We start from the raw sequence: 20,541 nt of genomic DNA, 5'->3' as shown, positions 1-20,541 counted from the left end.
GCACCCGCGGCTCACACTCAGTCCGCCAGCGAAGCACTCACCGCGTCGTTGTCCTTGTCCACGTCCGAGCCGTCGCCGAAGGCTGCGTCGCGCATCAGGCTCAGCCAGGGGCCGTTGGGGTCGTTGAAGGTCTGGCCGAACTTCAACGCGTACGGGGTCCGGCCGACCGCCACCAGTTCGTTGATGGCCACCAGCCGCGGGTCCGCCTCGGAGTACTTGTTGGAGGCCAGGTCGGCGCGTGCCACCACGTCCTTGTGGGCGGCGACCACGTCGACCTGGGCCTGGTCGCCCACGGACCAGGCGAGGAAGTTCCAGGCCTGGTCGGCCGACTCGCTGGTGGCGGAGATACCGATGGCGTCGCCGCCGACGAAGGTGGACCTGCCGCCGTCGGGTCCGGGGATGGGCGCGACCCCGAGGTCCAGGTCCTTGGGCATCAGCCCGAGGGTGGTCGAGGGCATCGGCATGACGCCGACCTGCCCTTTCGGAAAGACGCCGGTCCAGGTGGCGCCGGTCTCGTCGCGGGCGCCGGGGGCGACGATGTCGTCGTCGACCCAGCCCCGGTAGGTGTCGTAGACCTTCTTCGCCGTGGCGGAGTCCAGTGTCGCCTCGGTGCCTTCCGCGTTCAGCACGTCCTCCCCCGCGGCCCAGATGGACGGCCACCAGGTGAAGACACCGCAGCCGCCGCAGTTGCCGCCGAAGAAGGTGCCGTTGACGCCGCCGCCGAGCGCGTCCACGGCGCGTGCCTGCTGGTCCCACTCGGCGAGGGTGGTGGGCGGCTTCTCGGGGTCGAGTTTCGCCTTCCGGTAGAGGTCCTTGTTGTAGAAGAGCACCGACAGGTCGAGGGTGTGCGGGACGACATACTTCCGGTCCTCGTACGTGCCCGCCTTGATGTGCGACTGGGCGAGGCTGTCGGCGAAGGGGAGGGCGTCGATGCGTTCGGTCAGGTCGGCGAAGAGCCCGCTGGAGGTGTAGTTCGGGACGAACACCACATCGGAGGCGAAGAGGTCGGGCAGGTCCTTGGAACCGGCCGCCGCGCCGACCTTCGCCTGGTAGTCGTCGGTGGGGATGACCGTCAGGTCGATGCGGTTCTTGTGGCCCGCGTTGTACGCCTTGACCAGGGCCTCGCTCTGCGGCCGGGTCGCCGCCCGGGTCCACATCGTCAGCGTGGCACCGTCGTCCCTGCCCGTGACGCCGGCCGCTCCCCCGCCGCCTCCTCCGTCGTCCGAGCCGTCGTCCCCGGAGCCGCAGGCCGTGACCAGGCTCGCGGCGGCGAGAAACGCGACGGTACCGGTGGCGAGTCTGCGGAGGTGTCCACGTCTGTTTCCACGTGGCCCGGTCGTGCTCCCCATAACGATCCCCCTCGTGTGGGTTCTGCTGGGTTCTGCGCCGGAAAGAAGCCGAAAAGGCTTTCTGAAAGTAGGTACTCGGCTCACGGCCCGTCAATCCCCTTGCACAGAAGGGAAGTCGGCGACCCCGCCGTGACGGCTGCCGAAACCTGTGAAACCGCGTGTGACGCACCCGGGCCGAAACAACTCGCGTACGGTTTACGCACGCAGGACGAGAGAAGGAGTTCACCCATGGCACAGGCCACCGGCCCCTCTCGTGCGCAACCCGCCACCCTGAGCGACGTGGCCCGCCTGGCGGGCGTGTCCATCGCCACCGCGTCCAAGGCGCTCAACGGCCGGAGCCAGGTGCGCGCCGAGACCCGGCAGCGAGTGGTCGACGCGGCAGAGCGGCTGTCGTTCCGCCCCAACCAGCTGGCCCGCGGCCTGCTCGCCGGGCGGACGGGCACGGTCGGTCTGCTGACCAGCGACCTGGAGGGCCGGTTCAGCATCCCGATCCTGATGGGCGCCGAGGACGCCTTCGGGGCGGGCGAGGTCGCCGTGTTCCTCTGCGACGCCCGTGGGGACGCGATCCGCGAACAGCACCATGTCCGGGCGCTGCTGGGCCGTCGGGTCGACGGTCTGATCGTGGTGGGCAGCCGGACCGACCCGCGTCCTTCGCTGGGCCGTGAACTCCCCGTCCCGGTGGTCTACGCGTACGCGCCCTCGGACGATCCGGCCGATCTGTCCATCGTCCCCGACAGCGTCGACGCCGGCCGGATCGCCGTGACACACCTGCTGGCGTGCGGCCGTTCCCGGATCGCGCACATCACCGGCGACCCCGGGTATCTCGCGGCGCGGGAGCGGGCCGAGGGGGCCATGGGCGCGCTCGCCGACGCCGGCCTGAGCCCGGTCGAGGATCCGAGGTTCGGCGCCTGGTCGGAGGGCTGGGGGCGGGCGGCCACCGCCCTGCTGCTCGACCGGCACCCGGAGGTCGACGGGGTGCTGTGCGGCAACGACCAGATCGCGCGCGGCGTCATGGACGTACTGCGCGAACGCGGCCGGCGGGTGCCTGAGGACGTGTCCGTCATGGGCTTCGACGACTGGCACGTCCTGACCTCCGGCGCCCGCCCACCGCTGACCAGCGTCGACCTGAACCTGGAGGAGGTCGGCCGGGCGGCGGCGCACGCCCTGTTCAGCGCGATCGGCGGGGCGCGGCGCTCCGGGACGGAGGCGCTGCCCTGCCGGGTGGTCATCAGGGGTTCGACGGCACCGCTGTCCTGAACCGGCCGATCCGCCCACTCGGCGAACTCGGGCCTCACCCAACCCTCTTGACACCTCATCAGCTCGCTCCTACGTTGCGAAAACCTTTCAGGTCTGTTTTCTGTGCTCTTCGGTTCATGAACGTCGGCGCCATCGCGACCACACGTCTGTCAGGCAACGGGACAGGGAGCCTCCGATGAGAAGACCGCACTCCTTACTGCTACGACGCCGGCGCACGAGAGTCCTGCTCGTCGCCCTGCTGCTCACCCTCGCCTCCGTCCTCACCGCGCCCCCGGCCGCCGCCGCGCAGACCATCGGGTTCCCCACGTTCAGCGGTCCCGCGGTCCCGGCCCCGCCCGTCGCCCAGACCACCGGCGACATGATGAAGGCCATCTACGACGCCGAGAGTTCCGGCACCGACTTCTGGATGGACCGGCTGCTGGCCCGCTCCGGCGACGACCCGGCCGGTCCCTGGCTGATGAGCCGTGGCCGCGGGCTCTTCATGAAGACCCACGACCCGGCGGTACTCGGTTTCGGCGGCCATGTCGCCTACTGGGAAAGCGTCAACGACCAGAACGCCTACAGCGTCGCGATCAGCCCGGGCACCTTCACCGAGCAGGTCTCCCAGCGCCGACAGATGCCCAGCCACTGGAACAGCGTCCACACCAGCGGCTCGGTCACGGTGAACCAGACCAAGTTCATCACCGAGAACAACGTGGCCGTGACCAACCTGTCGATCAAGAACAACGGCAGCGGATCGACGACCCTGCAACTGCGGGCGACCTCGCCGTACGCCACAACGGGCACCGGCAGTGAGCTGACCGGCCAGGCGAGCGCCTACAACAACCTGACCACGCTCCGCCCCCGCCTCACCGGCGACGGGTTCACGGTCACCAGCGGCGGCCTCAACCGTTCCGTGACGATCGCGGCCGGGGCCACGGTGACCGCAAAGGTGGTGATGGGCTTCGTCACCGACGAGATCCCCCAGTCGCTCACCGAGTACAACGCCTACGCGGGCTACTCCAACGCGACCGCCTTCGCGACGCACGTCAGGGCCTACAACCTGTGGTGGGCGCAGAACGTGCCCTACATCGACGTACCCGAACCGGCGATCAAGAAGAGCGTCTACTACCGCTGGTGGCTGATGCGCTTCAACAACCTGGACGCCGACATCCCCGGGCAGACCTTCCAGTTCCCGACGTCGACCGAGGGCGTCCTCGGCTACAACAACGCGATCGCGCTGACCCAGCCGATGCACATCGACGACCTGAAGTACCTGCGCAACCCGGCCTACGCGTACGGGGACTGGCTCAGTGCCGGCCAGACCTCCAAGGGCGGGCGCTTCCTCGACAACCCGGGCGACCCGGAGAACTGGTCCAACAGCTACACCCAGTACATCGCCGAGGCGGCCTGGAAGAGCTACCAGCTCCACGGCGGCCAGCCGGCCATCGCCGCCAGCCTGGCGCGCTACGCGGAGGGCGACGTCAAGGGCCAACTGGCCTACTACGACCACGACAACAACAAGCTGATCGAGTACGACTGGGGTGCGCTGACCGGCAACGACGCCGACGCGGTCTCCTTCCACTGGAAGCCCGGCAACATGGACCGCGCCGAGTCCGCCTACCAGTACAGCGGCGCGCTGGCCGCCGCGCAGGCCTACGAGGCGACCGGCAACACCGCCAAGGCGAACGAGATGCGCACGCTCGCGACGCAGATCAAGGACGCCATCGTCAACGTGCTGTGGAACCCCAACCGGCAGTTGTTCGAGCACCGGTTGAAGTCGACGAACGAGTGGGTGCCCTGGAAGGAGATCAACAACTACTACCCGTTCTCGGTCGGCGCCGTCCCCAACACGGCGACGTACAAGCAGGCCCTGCGACTGTTCGACGACCCGGCCCAGTACCCGGTCTTCCCCTTCTACACGGCCAACCAGGTCGACAAGAAGGCGGCGGCCGACGCCGGCGAGCCGGGTTCCAACAACTTCTCCACCATCAACTCCACGGTGCAGTTCAGGCTTTACTCGTCGGTGCTGCGCAACTACCCCAACTCGTGGATGAACGCCACCGACTACAAGAAGCTCCTGTACTGGAACGCCTGGGCGCAGTACGCCGGCGGCAACACCCAGTGGCCGGACGCCAACGAGTTCTGGGCCGACTGGAACGGCAGCAGCATCAACTACCGGTCCTGGATCCACCACAACATCCTGGGCAGCAGCAACTGGACGGTGGTCGAGGACGTCGCGGGGCTCCGGGCGCGGGGCGACGCCAAGGTGGAGCTCTCACCGATCGACATCGGCTGGAGCCACTTCACCGTCAACAACCTCCGCTACCGCAACGCCGATCTGTCCATCGTCTGGGACGACCCGGCCGACGGCGTGGTGCGCTACCCGGGCATCCCGGAGGGCTACTCGATCTACGTCAACGGCAACCGGGCCGCCACCGTCAGCTCCCTGGTGCCCTTCACCTGGGACCCGGCCACCGGTGCCGTCACCACGAGCGGCACGGTCACCTACAACACGGCGGTCGCCGGACTCCAGGCACCCAACCAGGTCGTCCAGAGCAGCCCCCGGATGGTCGACATGCTCGCCAAGGCCGGCGTGGACCTCACCGCCGACCTGACCAACCTGGCCTCCGGGGCGACCGCTTCGGCCTCCTACACCGGGTCCGGCAGCGCGGTCTCGGGCGCTGTCGACGGCTATCCGACCAACGAGCCGTTCTGGGGCGCCGGCGGCTCCCCGAACAGCCAGGACTGGTACGAGCTGAACTTCGGCACCGCTCGCACACTCAACGAGGTGCGCCTGCACTTCAAGGACAGCCGCCCGGCGAGTACGGCCTACCGGGCGCCGTCCGCGTACAACATCCAGTACTACGACGGCAGTTCGTGGGTGAACGCGCCGAGCCAGACCAAGACCCCGGCCGCGCCGCGCGCCAACTACAACCTCGTGCAGTTCCCGGCGGTCACCGCCCAGCGCATCCGCGTCCTGGCCACCAACGCCTCCGGCGCCAAGACGGGCCTGACCGAGGTCAAGGTGTTCAACCGGGGCGGCGTCCAGCCACCGCAGCCACCGGCCAACCAGGCTTCCTCTGCGACGCCCTCCGCGTCGTACACCTCCGCCTGGGAGAGCGTCGCCGCGGTGAACGACGGCGTCGATCCGCCCTCGTCGAACGACACGGTGAACCCGCGCTGGGGGACCTGGCCGGAGACGGGCCAGCAGTGGGCCGAGCTGACCTGGCCGACCGCGAAGACCCTGAACAAGGCCGACGTGTACTTCTTCGACGACGACCAGGGCATCGACATGCCGTCCGCGTGGAAGCTCCAGTACTGGAACGGCAGCGCCTACGTGGACATGCCGGGCGCCGGCGCCTACGCGCTGGCCAAGAACCAGTACAACGCCGTCTCCTTCACCGCCACCAGCACCACCCGGCTACGAGTGCTGCTCACCAGCACCGGCACCAGCTCCGTCGGACTTCTCGAAGTCAAGGCGTACGGACCCTGAAGGGATGTGCCTCACGTGACCCGATCCACCCGCTCCAGATGTACGGCCGTACTCGTCGCCGTGCTCGCCATGGTGGTCGCCCTCCTGGTGGCATCGCCGCCCGCGTCCGCCGCCGTCACGTTCAGTTCGACAGGCGTGAACCAGAACGGCGGCAACTGCCTTGACCTGCCCGGCGGTTCGACGACCAACGCCACCCAGCTGCGCGCGTTCACCTGCAGCTCCGGCGCCAACCAGAACTTCGGCTGGACCCCGGTCGCCGGGACGTCCGACACGTACACGATCACCACGCAGTCCGGTCAGTGCGTCGACGTCTTCGGGGCGTCGACGGCGGACAACGCCACGATCATCCAGTGGCCCTGCCACAGCGGAACGAACCAGCAGTGGCGGCTCGTTCCGGTGACGGTCTCCGGCACGGACAGGACCTTCAACCTGGTCTCCGTCAGCTCGGGCAAGTGCGTGACGCCCAGCGGCGGTTCGTCGGCCTCGAACACCAACCTGGTGCAACTCCCGTGTGCCACCGCGAACGGCAGGGTGTGGCGGCTGCCCGGCTTCACGAGCGGCGGCGGCACCGGTACGCACACGTTCACCAACCCGCTGTCCCAGCACGGGCCCGACCCCTGGCTGACGTACTACGACGGCTCCTACTACCTCGCCACGACCACCTGGAACTCTACGGTCACCATGCGCAGGGCAAGCACGCTCGCGGGTCTTGCCACGGCGACCGACCAGGTGATCTTCAACCTGACCCGGCCCAACGGGGCCGGCACGATGTGGGCCCCGGAGTTCCATCTGCTCGACGGCCCCAACGGGAAGCGGTGGTACTTCTACTACACGGCCGGGCGGGAACCGTACGACCTGGGCACCCAGCGCATCCATGTGCTGGAGAGCGCCGGCCTGGACCCGATGGGGCCCTACAGCTTCAAGGCCGACCTGCTCGACCCGACCCAGGACAACACCTGGGAACTCGACCCGGGCATCCTCCAGTTGAACGGCCGGCTGTACCTGCTGGGAACCTTCTACAACGGCTCGCAGCCCATGTTCATCCGGCCGCTGTCCAACCCGTGGACGGCGAGCGGCACCCGCCGGGTGCTGTCCACCCCGACCCTGAGCTGGGAGACGGTCGGCGGTGCGGTCAACGAGGGCGCCGAGGTGCTCCAGCGGGGCGGCAGGACGTTCATCGTCTACTCGGCCAGCCACTGCTCCACGCCCGACTACAAGCTGGGGATGCTGACGTACAACGGCACCGGCGACCCGCTCAACTCCTCCTCCTGGGTCAAGTCACCGAACCCGGTGTTCCAGCGGTCCAACGCCAACGGCGTGTACGGCCCCGGCCACAACGGGTTCTTCAAGTCCCCTGACGGGACCGAGGACTGGATCGTCTACCACGCCAACAACTCCACCTCCGGCGGCTGCGACATGAACCGCACCACCAGAGCGCAGAAGTTCACCTGGAACGCCGACGGCACACCGAACTTCGGTACGCCGGTCGCGCTCGGCGTCACACTGACCGCGCCTTCGGGCGAGTAACGGCCGGTTCGGAAACCGTGGTTCCAGAGCTTGAGCCTGTTGTTCCGCCCGCCGACGGTTCGGGAACCACCACTTCCCGGACCGTCGGTTTGCGGATGAGGAGCAGCGCCGCGTCGTCGTGGAGCCGTCCGCCCACGTGGGCCAGCAGTTCCTCGTGGAGTGCGTCGAGCGTGCGGGCGGGCTCGTCGCAGGCGTGCCGGGCCAGTCCTTCGAGGAGCGGGTAGAAGGCACGCCCCCGGTCACGGGCCTCGGTGACCCCGTCGGTGTACAGCAGGAGCTGGTCGCCGTCGCTGAAGGGCAGGATCTGGAGGTCGGGGACGTGCCCGGTGAGGGTGCGCAGTCCGAGCGGCGGGGCCGGGTGCGTGGGCTCCACCGTCATCAGGGCGCCCGAGGCGCGGACCAGCAGCGGGGGCGCGTGTCCGCAGTTCACCACTTCCAGGTGTCCCGTCCTGGGGTATCCGGCGACGACGGCGGTGACGAAGTCGTCCACGCCGAGGTTGCGGGCGAGGCTCCGCTCGATCCGGTCGACGACGGCGAGGAGATCGGGCTCGTCGTAGGCGGCCTCCCGGAAGACGCCGAGCACCAGAGCGGCGGTGCCCACGGCAGGCAGCCCCTTGCCGCGCACATCGCCGACGATCAGTCTCACCCCGTACGGCGTGGGTATCAGCGCGTACAGATCACCGCCGATCCGGGCCTCGGCCGCCGCCGCGCTGTAACGGACGGCCACCTGGAAGGGGCCGACCGTCGCCGGTACGGGGCTGAGGAGCGCGTGCTGGGCGGTCTCCGCGACCGAGCGGACCGCGTCGAGGACTCTTTCCCGGCGTCCGCGCAGCGCGCTGGCCAGGCCGCTCGCGAGGGTGACGGCGGCCAGTGCGGACAGTACGGCGGCCGGCTCGGGGCCCGGAACGCCGGACTTGTCACCGAGCGCAGCGGCGAGTGCTCCGGCGAGAAGGCCGACGCAGAGGACACCGCGCGGTCCGTTGGTGGTGGCGGCCAGTGCGGGCCCGGCGGCGAGCAGTGGCAGCCAGCTCGTCCCGGTTCCGCCGACGAGGTCGCCGAGGACGACGGCGGCGACGACCAGGACGGGCAGGGCGGGAAGCAGGGACGGGCGGTTCCTGGGGGCTCGCAAGGACCAGCGGTCTCCGCCTCGGTGTCGGGCCTGACTCATGTTCCGTCCGCAGTCCTCACCTGTGTACGGGGTGACTCCCCGAAATGCCTGTTTCGTCCAGGCGTCCAGGTAACGCGATCGGCCGGGGCGGCTACAAGAAGAGGATTTTCAGATAGTGAGCGAGAGACTCCTGGTCACACGGTCGGCGACCGGGATCAGCCGCGCCCGGATCTCCGGCAGCCGGGAGAGCCGGTCGGCCGGCATGGAGACACCGAGCGAGCCGAGCGTGTCACCCCGGTAGACGGGGACGGCGACACACACCGTGCCGAGGGCGTACTCCTCCAGGTCGGTGACGGCCGGGGCCACCGGTGAGGAGTCGATACGCCGGAGCAGTTCCGGTCGGCTGGTGATCGTCCGCGGGGTGAGGTCGTTGAGGTGGTGGCGGGACAGGTAGTCCATGCGGGCGTCCTCGTCCAGTTCCCGCAGCACGGACTTGCCCAGCGCGGTGGCGTGGCCCGCGTCCTCGAACCCCACCCAGAGGTCGACGCGGGGCGCCCGGGGGCCGTCGACGATCTCGGCGACCCGGATCTCGCCCTCCTCGTAGAAGGTGAGGTAGGCGGCGGTCGCCAGTTCGTCCCGCAGCGCGGCGAGTGCGGGGCGGACACGACTGAGCAGTTCCTGCCCGCCGCCCGCGATCTGCAACGACCGCACCTTGTCGCCGAGGATGAACCCGCCGTCGGCCAGTTTCCGCAGGTAGCCGTCGTGGACCAGCGTGCGCAGCAGGTGGTAGGCGGTGGCCAGGGGCAGCCCCGTCTCGCGCGCCAGCTGTTTGGCGGGCGCCCCGTTCGCGTGCGCGCTGACCGCCTCCATCAGCCGGAAGGCCCGCTGGACGGAGGTGATGAGCGTGGGGCCGTCGTGCGCAGCCATACGACCAGCGTGCGCCCGGCGCCCGGCCCGGGCAACGCGTGCGGGGTTCCGGCGGTGATCGGCCGGCGCCGGTCAGCGCGGCGGCGCCGTGCTGTTCCGCACGACCAGCCGCGTCGGCACCAGTGTCGTCCCGTGCTCCGTTGCGTCCTGCCGCATCTGCCGCAGCACACCCTCCACGCACAGCCGACCCACCTCCGCGAAGTCCTGGTGCACGGTGGTCAGCGGCGGCAGGAACGAGCTCGCCTCCGGGATGTCGTCGAAGCCGATCACGCTGACGTCCTCGGGCACTCTGCGACCGCTCTCGTGCAGGGCCCGCAGCAGCCCCAGCGCCATCTGGTCGTTGGCCACGAACACCGCCGTGCAGTCCGGCAGTTCGGCGATCCGCAGACCGGCGTGGTAGCCGGACTCGGCCGACCAGTCGCCGCGCACCAGGGGCGGTGCGATCCGGTCGGCCGCGAGGAGTTCGGCGCGCCAGGCGTCGGTGCGGCGCTGCGCGGCGTAGGAGCCCTCGGGGCCGGCGAGGTGCCAGACCGTGCGGTGCCCGAGGTCCAGGAGATGCCGTACGGCGGTCCGGGTGCCGCCCGCCTGGTCGGTGTCGACCACGGTGTAGCGGTCGCCCGCGTCGGAGTCGGCGACGACCACCTGGACGTGCGGCGGCATGGAGAGGGTCGACGCGTCGAGGAGGTGCACTTCGAGGATGACGATGACCGCGTCGACGGCCAGCTCACCGAGGCGCGAGAAGGCTCCGCGCACCTCGTCCTGCGTCGGTACGGCGACCGGCAGCAGGGTGACCGAGTACCCCTCGTGGGCCGCCGAGGTGGCGATGGCCTCCAGCGTGCGCACGTTGCCGGTGGTGGACAGGCCGAAGGTGATGACACCGATGGTGCGGAACTCACCGCGCTTGAGTGCCCGGGCCGCGCTGTTGGGGCGGTAGCCCAGTTCCTTCATGGCGGCGAGGACCTGCTGCCGTGTCTCCTCGTTGACGCCGGGGAAACCGTTCGACACCCGGGAGACGGTCTGCGAGGACACTCCGGCGACCCTGGCGACGTCCGCCATGGACGCGCTCTGTGTACGGCGGGCGGCCCGCTTCCTGGTGCGTGCGCGCGCCCGCGCCGGCTCGGCCGAGGTGCCGTCAGCTGTGTCCACCCGTCAATCCTCGCTCTCGGGTCCACAGTTGCGCCCGACGACCCTTGACCAGTGTCGGGGGAGCGGTGTAGACATGCCGCCATCAGATGTTTACGTAAACATAACAGCCGGTGGACCTCTCGTGGAGGTCTTGCGGACAGAGATGTTTACGTAAACATCGGGGCGGCGGCGGACCAGCGCCGGTTCCGAGACGGACGAGCGAGGCACGACAATGACGACCCTAGAACCGCCGGTGGCCGCGAAGCGCGCCCCGGCCCGGCCCGCGGCGAAGAGGGACCGCCGCTCATGGACGGGATGGGGGTTCATAGGTCCGTTCGTGGCGGTGTTCGCCCTCGTCTTCCTGGCACCCATCGGGTACTCGATCTATCTGAGCCTCTTCAGGGACCAGCTGATCGGCGGCACGAGTTTCGTCGGTCTGGACAACTACAAGCAGGCTCTGCAGGACGACCAGTTCTGGGACTCCCTGACCCGGGTGTCGCTGTTCCTGGTCATCCAGGTGCCGATCATGCTCGGCATCGCCCTGCTGATCGCCCTGGCCCTGGACAGCGGACGCCTCTTCGGCAAGGACTTCTTCCGCATCGCGATCTTCCTGCCGTACGCGGTGCCCGCCGTGGTCGCCACCCTGATGTGGGGCTTCATGTACGGCACCAAGTACGGCCTGGTGGGTGACATCAACACCGCGTTCGACGTCACGCTGCCCGACCCGCTCTCCAGCGACCTGGTCCTGGCGTCGATCGGCAACATCGTCACCTGGGAGTTCATCGGCTACAACATGCTGATCTTCTACTCCGCGCTGCGGGTCATCCCGCTCTCGCTCTACGAGGCCGCGGAGATCGACGGCGCCGGCCAGTTCCGCATCATCACGGCCATCAAGCTCCCCGCGATCCGCGGTGCCCTCGTCATCGCGACGATCTTCTCGATCATCGGCAGCTTCCAGCTCTTCAACGAACCGGCCATCCTGCGGCCACTGGCGCGCAACGCCATCACGACCGACTTCACCCCGAACTTCTACACGTACTCGCTGTCCTTCAACGGCCAGCAGCACAACTACTCCGCGGCGGTCGCCATCATCATGGGGCTGATCACCATGGTCATCGCCTATGTCGTGCAGCTCCGCGGCATGCGCAAGGGAGCGTGAACCATGAGCAGCTCCGTCACCACCACCTCCCCGGCCGCATCCGCACAGGCCACCGGCGGCTCCAGGGGCGCGCCCCGGCTGCGCACCCGCCGCCTGCACAACCCCGGCCGCCCCCGGCGCAGCATCCTGCTGACCGTGCTCACCGGCCTGATCCTGGTCTACACGGTCGTGCCCCTGATCTGGCTGGTCATCAGCGCCACCAAGACCCAGAACGGGCTGGCCAGTTCGTCCGGAATGTGGTTCAGCAGCGACTTCGCCCTCTGGCAGAACATCCACGACACGTTCACGTACCACGACGGCATCTTCGTCCGCTGGCTGCTGAACACCCTGCTGTACGTCGTGCTCGGCGCCGGCGGTGCCACCCTGCTGGCGATCCTCGGCGGCTACGCGCTGGCGAAGTTCACCTTCCCCGGCAAGCGCGCCGTGTTCGCCGTGGTCATCGGTGCCGTCGCGGTCCCGGGTACGGCCCTGGCGGTGCCCACCTTCCTGATGTTCAGCAAGATGGGGCTGACCGACACCCCGTGGGCGGTGATCATCCCCTCGCTCGTGTCGCCCTTCGGTCTCTATCTGATGTGGGTCTTCGCGTCCGAGGCCATCCCCACCGAGCTGATGGAGGCGGCCCGCATCGACGGAGCGGGCGAGATACGCACCTTCTTCCAGGTCGCCCTGCCCCTGCTCGCCCCCGGCACCGTGACCGTCCTGCTGTTCACCACGGTCGCGACCTGGAACAACTACTTCCTGCCGCTGATCATGCTCAAGGACCCCAACTGGTACCCGCTGACCCTCGGTCTGGACGCCTGGAACAACCAGGCCCAGACGATCGGCGGCGACGTCGTCACCAACCTGGTGATCACCGGTTCACTGCTGACCATCATCCCGCTGATCGCCGCGTTCCTGCTGCTCCAGAAGTACTGGCAGTCCGGCCTCTCCGCCGGAAGTGTCAAGGAGTGATCCACCCTCAGGCCCCACACCCCCCTCGGCTCCACCGCTTTTCACCCTCACACAGCATTCACCCTCACCCCGTCCCACCCACGAAGAAGTGGAAGCACCTCGATGCGTAGAACCACCGGCCGCCTGATGCGCGGCATAACCCTGCTCTCCGTCCTCGCCCTCGGCGCGACCGCCTGCGGCGGCTCCGACGACGACAGCTCGGACCAGAAGGGCGTCTCCGCCGCGGACATCCAGGCGGCCCTCGCGAAGGGCGGCACGGTCAATGTCTGGGCCTGGGAGCCCACGCTGAAGTCGGTCGCCGCCGACTTCGAGAAGAAGTACCCCAAGGTCAAGATCAACCTGGTGGCCGAGCGGTCCGGCGACAAGCACTACACGGCCCTGTCGAACGCCATCGCGGCCAAGAAGGGTGTCCCGGACGTCGCGCAGGTCGAGTACTTCGCGCTGAGCCAGTACTCGCTCACCAAGGGCCTGACCGACCTGGCCCCCTACGGTGCCGACAAGCTCAAGGCCAAGTACACGCCCGGCCCGTGGAACGCCGTGAGCGACGGCGACAAGGTCTACGGCCTGCCGATGGACTCGGGCCCGATGGCGATGTTCTACAACAAGAAGGTCTTCGACAAGTACAAGATCGCCGTCCCGACCACGTGGGACGAGTACGTCGAGGCGGCCCGCAAGCTGCACAAGGCGGACCCCAAGGTCTACATCGCCAACGACGCCGGCGACGCGGGCTTCACCACCAGCATGCTGTGGCAGGCCGGTTCGCGCCCCTACAAGGTCGACGGCACCAAGGTGACGATCAACTTCGACGACGCGGGTGCCAAGAAGTACACGGACACCTGGCAGAAGCTCATCGACGAGAAGCTCGTCTCGCCGATCAACGGCTGGACCGACGACTGGTACAAGGGTCTGGGCGACGGCACCATCGCGACCCTGACCACCGGCGCCTGGATGCCCGCCAACTTCGTCTCCGGTGTCCCGCAGGCGTCCGGCCAGTGGCGTGCGGCCCCGATGCCGGCGTGGACCAAGGGCGACAAGGCGAGCGCGGAGAACGGCGGCAGCTCGCTGGCCCTGCCCGAGCTGGGCAAGAACAAGGAACTCGCCTACGCGTTCGTCGAGTACGCGAACGCCGGTGACGGTGTGCAGACCCGTGTCGACGAGGGCGCCTTCCCGGCGACCACCGCGCAGCTCCAGGACCCGGCGTTCCTGAGCAAGAAGTTCGACTACTTCGACGGCCAGGAGGCGAACAAGATCTTCGCCGACTCCGCCGCCAACGTCGCGAGCGACTGGTCGTACCTGCCCTTCCAGCAGTACGCCAACTCGATCTTCAACGACACCGTCGGCAAGGCCTACGTCTCCAGCACGAAGCTCTCCGAAGCGCTGAAGACCTGGCAGGACGCCTCCATCAAGTACGGCACGGAGCAGGGCTTCACCGTCGAGAAGTAGCAGCTTGGCAGCAGCAGCCGAGGAGCGGCCGGAAGAGCGTCAACGCCGGCCGCTCCTCGTACCCCCCGTACCTGGAAGGACCACCATGACCTCCGCCTCCCCGTCCCGTCTGCCGTACGGGCCGGACGGTGACTCCGTGCCCCGTCTCGCGTACGGCGCCGACTACAACCCCGAGCAGTGGCCTCGGGAGGTGTGGGAGGAGGACGTACGGCTGATGCAGGAGGCCGGCGTCAACATCGTCTCGGTGGGGATCTTCTCCTGGGCCCGGATCCAGCCGGACGCGGACACCTGGGACTTCGGGTGGCTCGACGAGGTCATGGACCTGCTGCACGCGGGCGGGATCGGCGTCGACCTGGCCACCGCGACCGCGTCCCCGCCGCCGTGGCTGACCACCGCGCATCCGGAGATCCTCCCGGTGACGGCCACCGGCGAGACGGTCTGGCCGGGCGCGCGCCAGCACTGGCGTCCCACCTCCCCGGTCTTCCGCAGCCATGCCCTCGGCCTGGTCCGGAAGATGGCGGAACGATACGCCAACCACCCGGCCCTGGTGGCCTGGCACATCTCGAACGAGCTGGGCTGCCACAACATCTACGACTTCTCGGACGACGCGGCCCGCGCCTTCCGTGACTGGCTGCGCGCCCGCTACACCACCCTGGACGCCCTCAACCACGCCTGGGGCACGGCATTCTGGTCGCAGCGGTACAGCGACTGGGCGCAGATCCTGCCGCCCCGGCTGGCCGGCTCGCACCCGAACCCCACCCAGCAACTGGACTTCAAGCGGTTCTCCTCGGACGCGCTGAAGGACTACCTGGTCGCCGAGCGGGACATTCTGCGCGAGTACACGCCCGAGGTCCCCATCACCACCAACTTCATGGTGATGGGCGGCACGAAGGGCATGAACTACCCGGACTGGGCGGGCGAGATCGACTTCGTCTCCAACGACCACTACGTCCACCCCGGCCCGCAGGACCGCGACGAGCTGTCCTTCTCCGCCAACCTGACCAGCGGTATCGCGGGCGGACGCCCGTGGTTCCTGATGGAGCACTCCACCAGCGCGGTCAACTGGCAGCACGTCAACGTGGCCAAGAGACCGGGCGAACTGGCCCGTGACTCACTCCTCCACGTCGCGCACGGCGCCGACGCCGTGTGCTTCTTCCAGTGGCGCCAGTCGGCGGCCGGCGCGGAGAAGTACCACTCCGCGATGGTGCCGCACGCCGGCGCCGACAGCGAGGTCTTCCGCGCGGTGGCCGCCCTCGGCCGGACCCTGAAGGACCTGGCGCCGATCGCGGGCTCCGAGCGCGAACCGGCCCGCGTCGGGATCGTGTTCGACTGGGACTCCTGGTGGGCGAGCGAACAGGACTCGCACCCCACCGCTCTCCTCGACTACCGCCAGGAGGGCCTGAACTGGTACTCGGCGCTCCTCTCCCTCGGCATCCGGGCCGACATCGTCACCACGCGCACCGAGTTCAGCCGCTACGACGTGCTGATCACGCCGGTTCTGCACATGGTCCCGGCGACGCTCGCCAAGGAGCTGACGCGGTACGCGGAGACGGGCGGCCACCTGGTCACCACGTACTTCTCCGGTGTCGTCGACGAGAACGACCACATCTGGCTCGGCGGCTACCCGGGCGCCCTGCGCGACGTACTCGGCATCCGTGTCGAGGAGTTCGGCCCGCTGCTCGACGGTGAGTCGGTGGAGGTGGACGGCGGCGGTACGGGCACGGTGTGGACCGACCGCGTCGACGTGACCGACCCCGAGGTCGAGGTCCTCGCCCGCTACCGCACGGGCGCCTACGCGGGCCGCCCGGCCGTCACCCGCCGTACGACGGGCGGGGGTTCGGCGTCGTACGTCTCCACGCGCCTCGGTGCCGACGGTCTCGCGGCACTGCTGCCGGCGCTGCTCGCGCCGGCCGGTGTCGCCAGCGAACTGCCGGAAGGGGCCCGTGGGCGCGTCGAGTTGACCGTACGGCAGGGCGGCGGAAGCCGATTCCTGTTCCTGGTGAACCGGAGCGAGGAGGAGGTGCCGCTGCCCGGCCTCGACGGAGAGCGGCTGTCCGGCGGTACGGATCCCGACGGCGTCCTCGTCCTCGCCCCGAGGGAAGTCGCGGTACTGCGGCGGCCCAGCCCCTGAGCGACACCCCGCACCACACCCGCACCCCCCATGAACTCCCCTGATCCAAGGGGCACACCGTCGTGCCCCGTGTCCGTGCGCACGCGCGTACGGTGCGGGCACGGCGGTCCACCGCAGCGACCACATCTGAGTTGGGAGCACACGTTGGCACGCCGTACCCGCACGCGACGCCTTCTGGGAGTCGTCGGCATCACCGCTCTGGCCACTTCGGCCGCCCTGGTCAGCGCGCCGTCACCGGCCGCGCAGGCGGCGGTCGAGGCAGCGGCCTCGTCCGTCACGGTCACCCCCGACCCCTCCTACAAGCAGGAGAAGTTCGAGGGCTGGGGCACCAGTCTGGTCTGGTTCGCCAACGCGACCGGCGACTATCCCCCGGCGATCCGCGAGAAGCTCGCGAAGCTGCTGTTCGGCGACGACGGCCTGGCGCTGAACATCGCCCGGTACAACATCGGCGGCGGCAACGCCCCCGACGTGAAGGACTACCTGCGGGCCGGCGGGGCCGTCGAGGGCTGGTGGAAGGCGCCCGCGGGCACCACCCGCACGGACACCGACTGGTGGAGCGCCGACGACGCGGCCGACTGGAACCCGAAGGCGGACCAGACCCAGCGCTGGTGGGTCGAACGCATCAAGAAGGACATCACCCACTGGGAGACGTTCAGCAACTCGCCGCCCTGGTTCATGACGGAGAGCGGCTATGTCTCCGGCGGCTTCAACGCCAACACCGACCAGCTGAAGGCCGATTCGGTCGACGACTTCGCCGCCTACCTGGCGGGGGCGACGAAGCGGCTGGAGAAGGCCGAGGGCATTAAGGTCGACACCGTCGACCCGTTCAACGAGCCCAACACCGGCTACTGGAGCACCCGTCTGGGCGCCGACGGCCAGCCCGTCGGCGGCCGTCAGGAGGGCGCCCACATCGGCCCCGCCCTCCAGGAAAAGGTGCTCGCCGCACTGGCCCCCGCCCTGAAGAAGGCCAAGGTCAAGTCCGAGATCTCGGCGATGGACGAGACCAACCCGTCCATCTTCGCGAACAACTGGAACTCCTACTCGCAGGCGTCCAAGGACCTCGTGGACCAGATGAACGTCCACACCTACGGCACCGGGCAGCGCACCACCGTGCGCGACCTCGCCAAGGCGGCCGACAAGCCGCTGTGGATGAGCGAGGTCGAGGGCGACTGGGGCGACGGGCAGAGCTTCACGGACATGCGTCCTGGTCTCGGCCTCGCCCAGCAGATCGTCAACGACCTGCGCGAACTGGAGCCCCAGGCCTGGGTGTTCTGGCAGCCGGTCGAGGACTACGACAACATGAAGCCCGGCGGCGAGTCCGCCAAGGGCGGCAACTGGGGCAGCATCCAGCTGTCGTTCAGCTGCAAGAAGACGGACACACTGGCCTCGTGCCCGATCTACACGAACACCAAGTTCGACACCGCCCGCAACTTCACGCACTTCATCAAGCCGGGCGACAAGCTGATCAAGGTGGACGACACCTCCAGCGCCGCCGCCGTGACCAAGGACGGCAAGGGCGCCTCGGTCGTCCACGTCAACAGCACCACCGCGGCGCGTGACGTCACCATCGACCTGTCCAAGTTCCGCACCATCAAGGGCAACGCGACCGTCACGCCGACCGTGACCAGCGCCGACGGCAAGCTCAAGCAGCAGGCCCCGGTCAAGGTCGTCGACGGCAGGGCCACGTACACCGTTCCGGCCCAGTCCGTGACCTCCTTCGCCGTGAAGGGCGTCTCGGGTGTCGCGAAGAACGCCGGCCTGTTCAGCAAGGGCCACTCCTACACGCTGACCGGTGTGCAGAGCGGCAAGGCCGTGACGGTCGGCGCCAACGGCACGAACCTCGTCATCGGCTCGGCCAACGGCACGGTCGCGCAGCAGTGGCAGCTCGTCGCCCGGCACGGCGACAAGGGCGCCCGCCAGCGGTACGTGTTCGCCAACCCGGCCGAGGGCAAGCGACTGGCCGTCCGCGACAACGTCCCCGTGGTGGAGCCCGACACGGGCAAGCGGGATCCGGCCACCGAGTGGATCATGTCGACCACCGGTGACGGGACCTGGACGCTGATCAACGTGGCCACCGGCCGACTCCTGGAGGTCGGCGGCCAGGCGACCAACGAGGGTGCCGCCGTCACCACGTGGATCGCCAACTCCGGCTCCAACCAGCGCTGGAGGGTCACGGACGTGACCGACCGGAGCTGACCCGGCAGTTCGTCCACGAAGGCCGCCTCCGCGTGAGGCGGCCTTCCGCGTGTCCGGGGCACCCGGGACGGGGCCCGCAACCCTCTCGCAACGTCCCGCGCGGTCCACTGGGACCGTGGACACGCCCGAGAAGGACCCGCGCGTCGAACTGACCCCGGCCGCCGCCGAGCTGCTGCGGCGGCTGCACGCGATGCACGGCCCGCTGATGTTCCACCAGTCCGGCGGCTGCTGCGACGGCAGCGCGCCCATGTGCTACCCGGCGGGCGAGTTCCGGACCGGCGGCTCGGACATACTGCTCGCCGAACTGGTGATCGAAGGTGTCCCCGAACCGGTGACGTTCTGGATGTCGCGCAGCCAGCACGAGGTGTGGAGTCACACGCGGCTGATCGTGGACGTCGTACCGGGCCGGGGCAGCGGTTTCTCACTGGAGGCGCCCGAAGGAGTGCGTTTCCTGATCCGCTCCCGGGTCGTCGACACCTAGCCTCCGGCGCGCGCCCTCACGGCTCATCACCGTCTGGTGTGCTCCCCTTGCGCCCTGCCACAGTTGACGGGACATCAGGGGGGTCTGGATGGGCGGAAGCGGACGGTTCAGAACGGGCAGAGCAGCAGTCTCCTTGCTCGCGGTACTCGGAACGCTGGCCGGCGCGGCCCTGACAGGGGCGGCACCGGCCAGCGGCGCGCCGAGGGCCGCCCAGATCGCGCCGGGCGTGCGCTATGCGCAGTTCGACATCGTGGCGGCCAGGGGGGTGACCCACGCCCACCTGCTGAGCGTCGACCTCGGCAACGCGCGGGTGCGGGTCAACCTGCTCTACGCGGGGGCGGTGGCGGCCCGGGCCGCCGTCTCCAGGCTGGCCGACGCCAAGGGCGCCGTCGCGGGCGTCAACGGTGACTTCTTCAACATCAGCGAGGTCCAGCATCCCGGGGTCGCGGCCACGGGCGCGTCCGTGGGCCCGGCGATCGCGAGCGGCACGGTGCTCAAGTCGGCGGTACCGAACGGTCAGCGCTTCGGCCCCTCGATGCCGCCCGGTGTCACCACCGGGGCCGTCCTCGGCGTGGGCACCGACAGGAAGGCCCGGCTGGACAACCTCGCCCTGTCGGGCAGCGTCGGTACGCCCGTGGGCCGGTTCACGCTCGGCGGGCTCAACCAGTACGCGCTGCCGGTGGGTTCCATCGGCGCGTTCACCCCGGCCTGGGGCAGCGTCTCCCGGGCCCGGGCGGTGTGCGGCACGGACACCGACCGGGCCGCGCCGTGCAGCACGGACACGTACGAGGTGACGGTGCGGCGCGGCAAGGTGGTCCGGACGGCGGACTCCCCCGGCGGCGGTGCCATCGCCACCGACACCACGGTCCTGGTGGGCCGGGAGGCCGGCGCACGGCAACTGCGGAAACTGCCCGTCGGCGCGCCGGTCACGGTCAGGAGCCGTCTCGTGTCGGCCACGAGCCGCATCCCGTACCGGTTCGCCCTCGGCGGCTACCCGGTGCTGAAGGGCGGCCGGCCGCTGACGGGCCTCGACAACAACACCGCCGCCGTACGGACCGCCGCGGGCATCGCGAACGGCGGACGCAAGCTGCTGCTGCTCGCGGTGGACGGTGCGCCCGAGTACCGAAGCGGCCTGACGGTCGCCGAAGTCGCCACCACCATGCGGAAGCTGGGCTCGGTCGACGCCTTCAACCTGGACGGCGGCGGCTCCACCACCTTCGTCGCCAGAGCTCCGGGCGCCAGCCGGGTCACCGTACGCAACCATCCGACCGGCGGCGCCGAACGAGCCGTCCCGAACGGCATCGGGGTCTTCTCGATCAGCTGAAGCCCACGTTCACACACTGCCCCGGCTCTCTGTCGCGGCAGGACCTGCCGGGGGGACGACAGCGCACAGCGGTCGAACGTCCGTGAAG

General features: G+C 69.3%; 14 protein-coding genes. 10 read left to right on the top strand and 4 right to left on the bottom strand.

Features of this window, described 5'->3' with window-relative positions; all coding sequences use genetic code 11:
- Positions 1 to 17 precede the first annotated feature (17 nt).
- Positions 18 to 1,349 (bottom strand): ABC transporter substrate-binding protein, encoded by a 1,332-nt coding sequence (locus OG595_RS37840; RefSeq protein ID WP_329280139.1) that lies wholly within the window; start codon positions 1,347 to 1,349, stop codon positions 18 to 20.
- 228 nt (positions 1,350 to 1,577) lie between these two features.
- Here OG595_RS37840 and OG595_RS37835 point away from each other — a divergent pair, with 228 nt between their 5' ends.
- The 3 genes from OG595_RS37835 to OG595_RS37825 all read left to right on the top strand — a co-directional run bounded on the left by OG595_RS37835 (position 1,578) and on the right by OG595_RS37825 (position 7,608).
- Entirely contained in the window at positions 1,578 to 2,606 is a 1,029-nt protein-coding gene (locus OG595_RS37835) for a LacI family DNA-binding transcriptional regulator (RefSeq protein ID WP_329280137.1), read from the top strand.
- Positions 2,607 to 2,781: 175 nt separating this feature from the next.
- Entirely contained in the window at positions 2,782 to 6,081 is a 3,300-nt protein-coding gene (locus OG595_RS37830) for a discoidin domain-containing protein (RefSeq protein WP_329280134.1), read from the top strand.
- Between the two features lie 69 nt (positions 6,082 to 6,150).
- Positions 6,151 to 7,608 (top strand): family 43 glycosylhydrolase, encoded by a 1,458-nt coding sequence (locus OG595_RS37825; protein WP_329283509.1) that lies wholly within the window; start codon positions 6,151 to 6,153, stop codon positions 7,606 to 7,608.
- Here the strand turns inward: OG595_RS37825 and OG595_RS37820 are convergent.
- From OG595_RS37820 to OG595_RS37810, 3 genes are all read right to left on the bottom strand, one after another.
- The gene (locus OG595_RS37820; protein ID WP_443073284.1) at positions 7,580 to 8,776 is read right to left on the bottom strand and encodes a PP2C family protein-serine/threonine phosphatase; all 1,197 of its coding nucleotides are present in this window, start codon (positions 8,774 to 8,776) and stop codon (positions 7,580 to 7,582) included. The genes OG595_RS37825 and OG595_RS37820 overlap by 29 nt on opposite strands.
- Positions 8,777 to 8,884: 108 nt before the next feature.
- On the bottom strand, positions 8,885 to 9,643 hold the full coding sequence (locus OG595_RS37815; RefSeq protein ID WP_329280130.1) for an IclR family transcriptional regulator: 759 nt from the start codon (positions 9,641 to 9,643) through the stop codon (positions 8,885 to 8,887).
- 72 nt (positions 9,644 to 9,715) lie between these two features.
- On the bottom strand, positions 9,716 to 10,789 hold the full coding sequence (locus OG595_RS37810; RefSeq protein WP_443073283.1) for a LacI family DNA-binding transcriptional regulator: 1,074 nt from the start codon (positions 10,787 to 10,789) through the stop codon (positions 9,716 to 9,718).
- A gap of 211 nt (positions 10,790 to 11,000) precedes the next feature.
- On the opposite strand from OG595_RS37810, the gene OG595_RS37805 reads away from it, so the two are divergent.
- The 7 genes from OG595_RS37805 (at position 11,001) to OG595_RS37775 (ending at position 20,453) form a co-directional block, all read left to right on the top strand.
- Positions 11,001 to 11,927, top strand: a complete 927-nt coding sequence (locus OG595_RS37805; RefSeq protein ID WP_329280128.1) for a carbohydrate ABC transporter permease — start codon at positions 11,001 to 11,003, stop codon at positions 11,925 to 11,927.
- A gap of 3 nt (positions 11,928 to 11,930) precedes the next feature.
- Positions 11,931 to 12,878 carry a carbohydrate ABC transporter permease gene (locus tag OG595_RS37800; protein ID WP_329280126.1) on the top strand — a complete coding sequence of 316 codons (948 nt, stop codon included), beginning with the start codon at positions 11,931 to 11,933 and terminating at the stop codon, positions 12,876 to 12,878.
- Between the two features lie 102 nt (positions 12,879 to 12,980).
- Complete coding sequence (locus tag OG595_RS37795; protein ID WP_329280124.1) at positions 12,981 to 14,321, top strand: ABC transporter substrate-binding protein; 1,341 nt, start codon at positions 12,981 to 12,983, stop codon at positions 14,319 to 14,321.
- 85 nt (positions 14,322 to 14,406) lie between these two features.
- On the top strand, positions 14,407 to 16,452 hold the full coding sequence (locus OG595_RS37790; RefSeq protein WP_329280123.1) for a beta-galactosidase: 2,046 nt from the start codon (positions 14,407 to 14,409) through the stop codon (positions 16,450 to 16,452).
- A 144-nt stretch (positions 16,453 to 16,596) separates the two neighbouring features.
- Complete coding sequence (locus tag OG595_RS37785; protein ID WP_329280120.1) at positions 16,597 to 18,648, top strand: RICIN domain-containing protein; 2,052 nt, start codon at positions 16,597 to 16,599, stop codon at positions 18,646 to 18,648.
- 115 nt (positions 18,649 to 18,763) lie between these two features.
- Positions 18,764 to 19,129, top strand: a complete 366-nt coding sequence (locus tag OG595_RS37780; protein ID WP_329280119.1) for a DUF779 domain-containing protein — start codon at positions 18,764 to 18,766, stop codon at positions 19,127 to 19,129.
- An 88-nt stretch (positions 19,130 to 19,217) separates the two neighbouring features.
- Complete coding sequence (locus OG595_RS37775) at positions 19,218 to 20,453, top strand: phosphodiester glycosidase family protein (protein WP_329280117.1); 1,236 nt, start codon at positions 19,218 to 19,220, stop codon at positions 20,451 to 20,453.
- Positions 20,454 to 20,541: the final 88 nt, after the last annotated feature.

It is taken from the genome of Streptomyces sp. NBC_01451 (assembly GCF_036227485.1).
Taxonomy (GTDB): domain Bacteria; phylum Actinomycetota; class Actinomycetes; order Streptomycetales; family Streptomycetaceae; genus Streptomyces.
The sequence above is the reverse complement of the archived record's forward strand: the minus strand, read 5'-3'. Positions and strand labels throughout refer to the sequence as shown.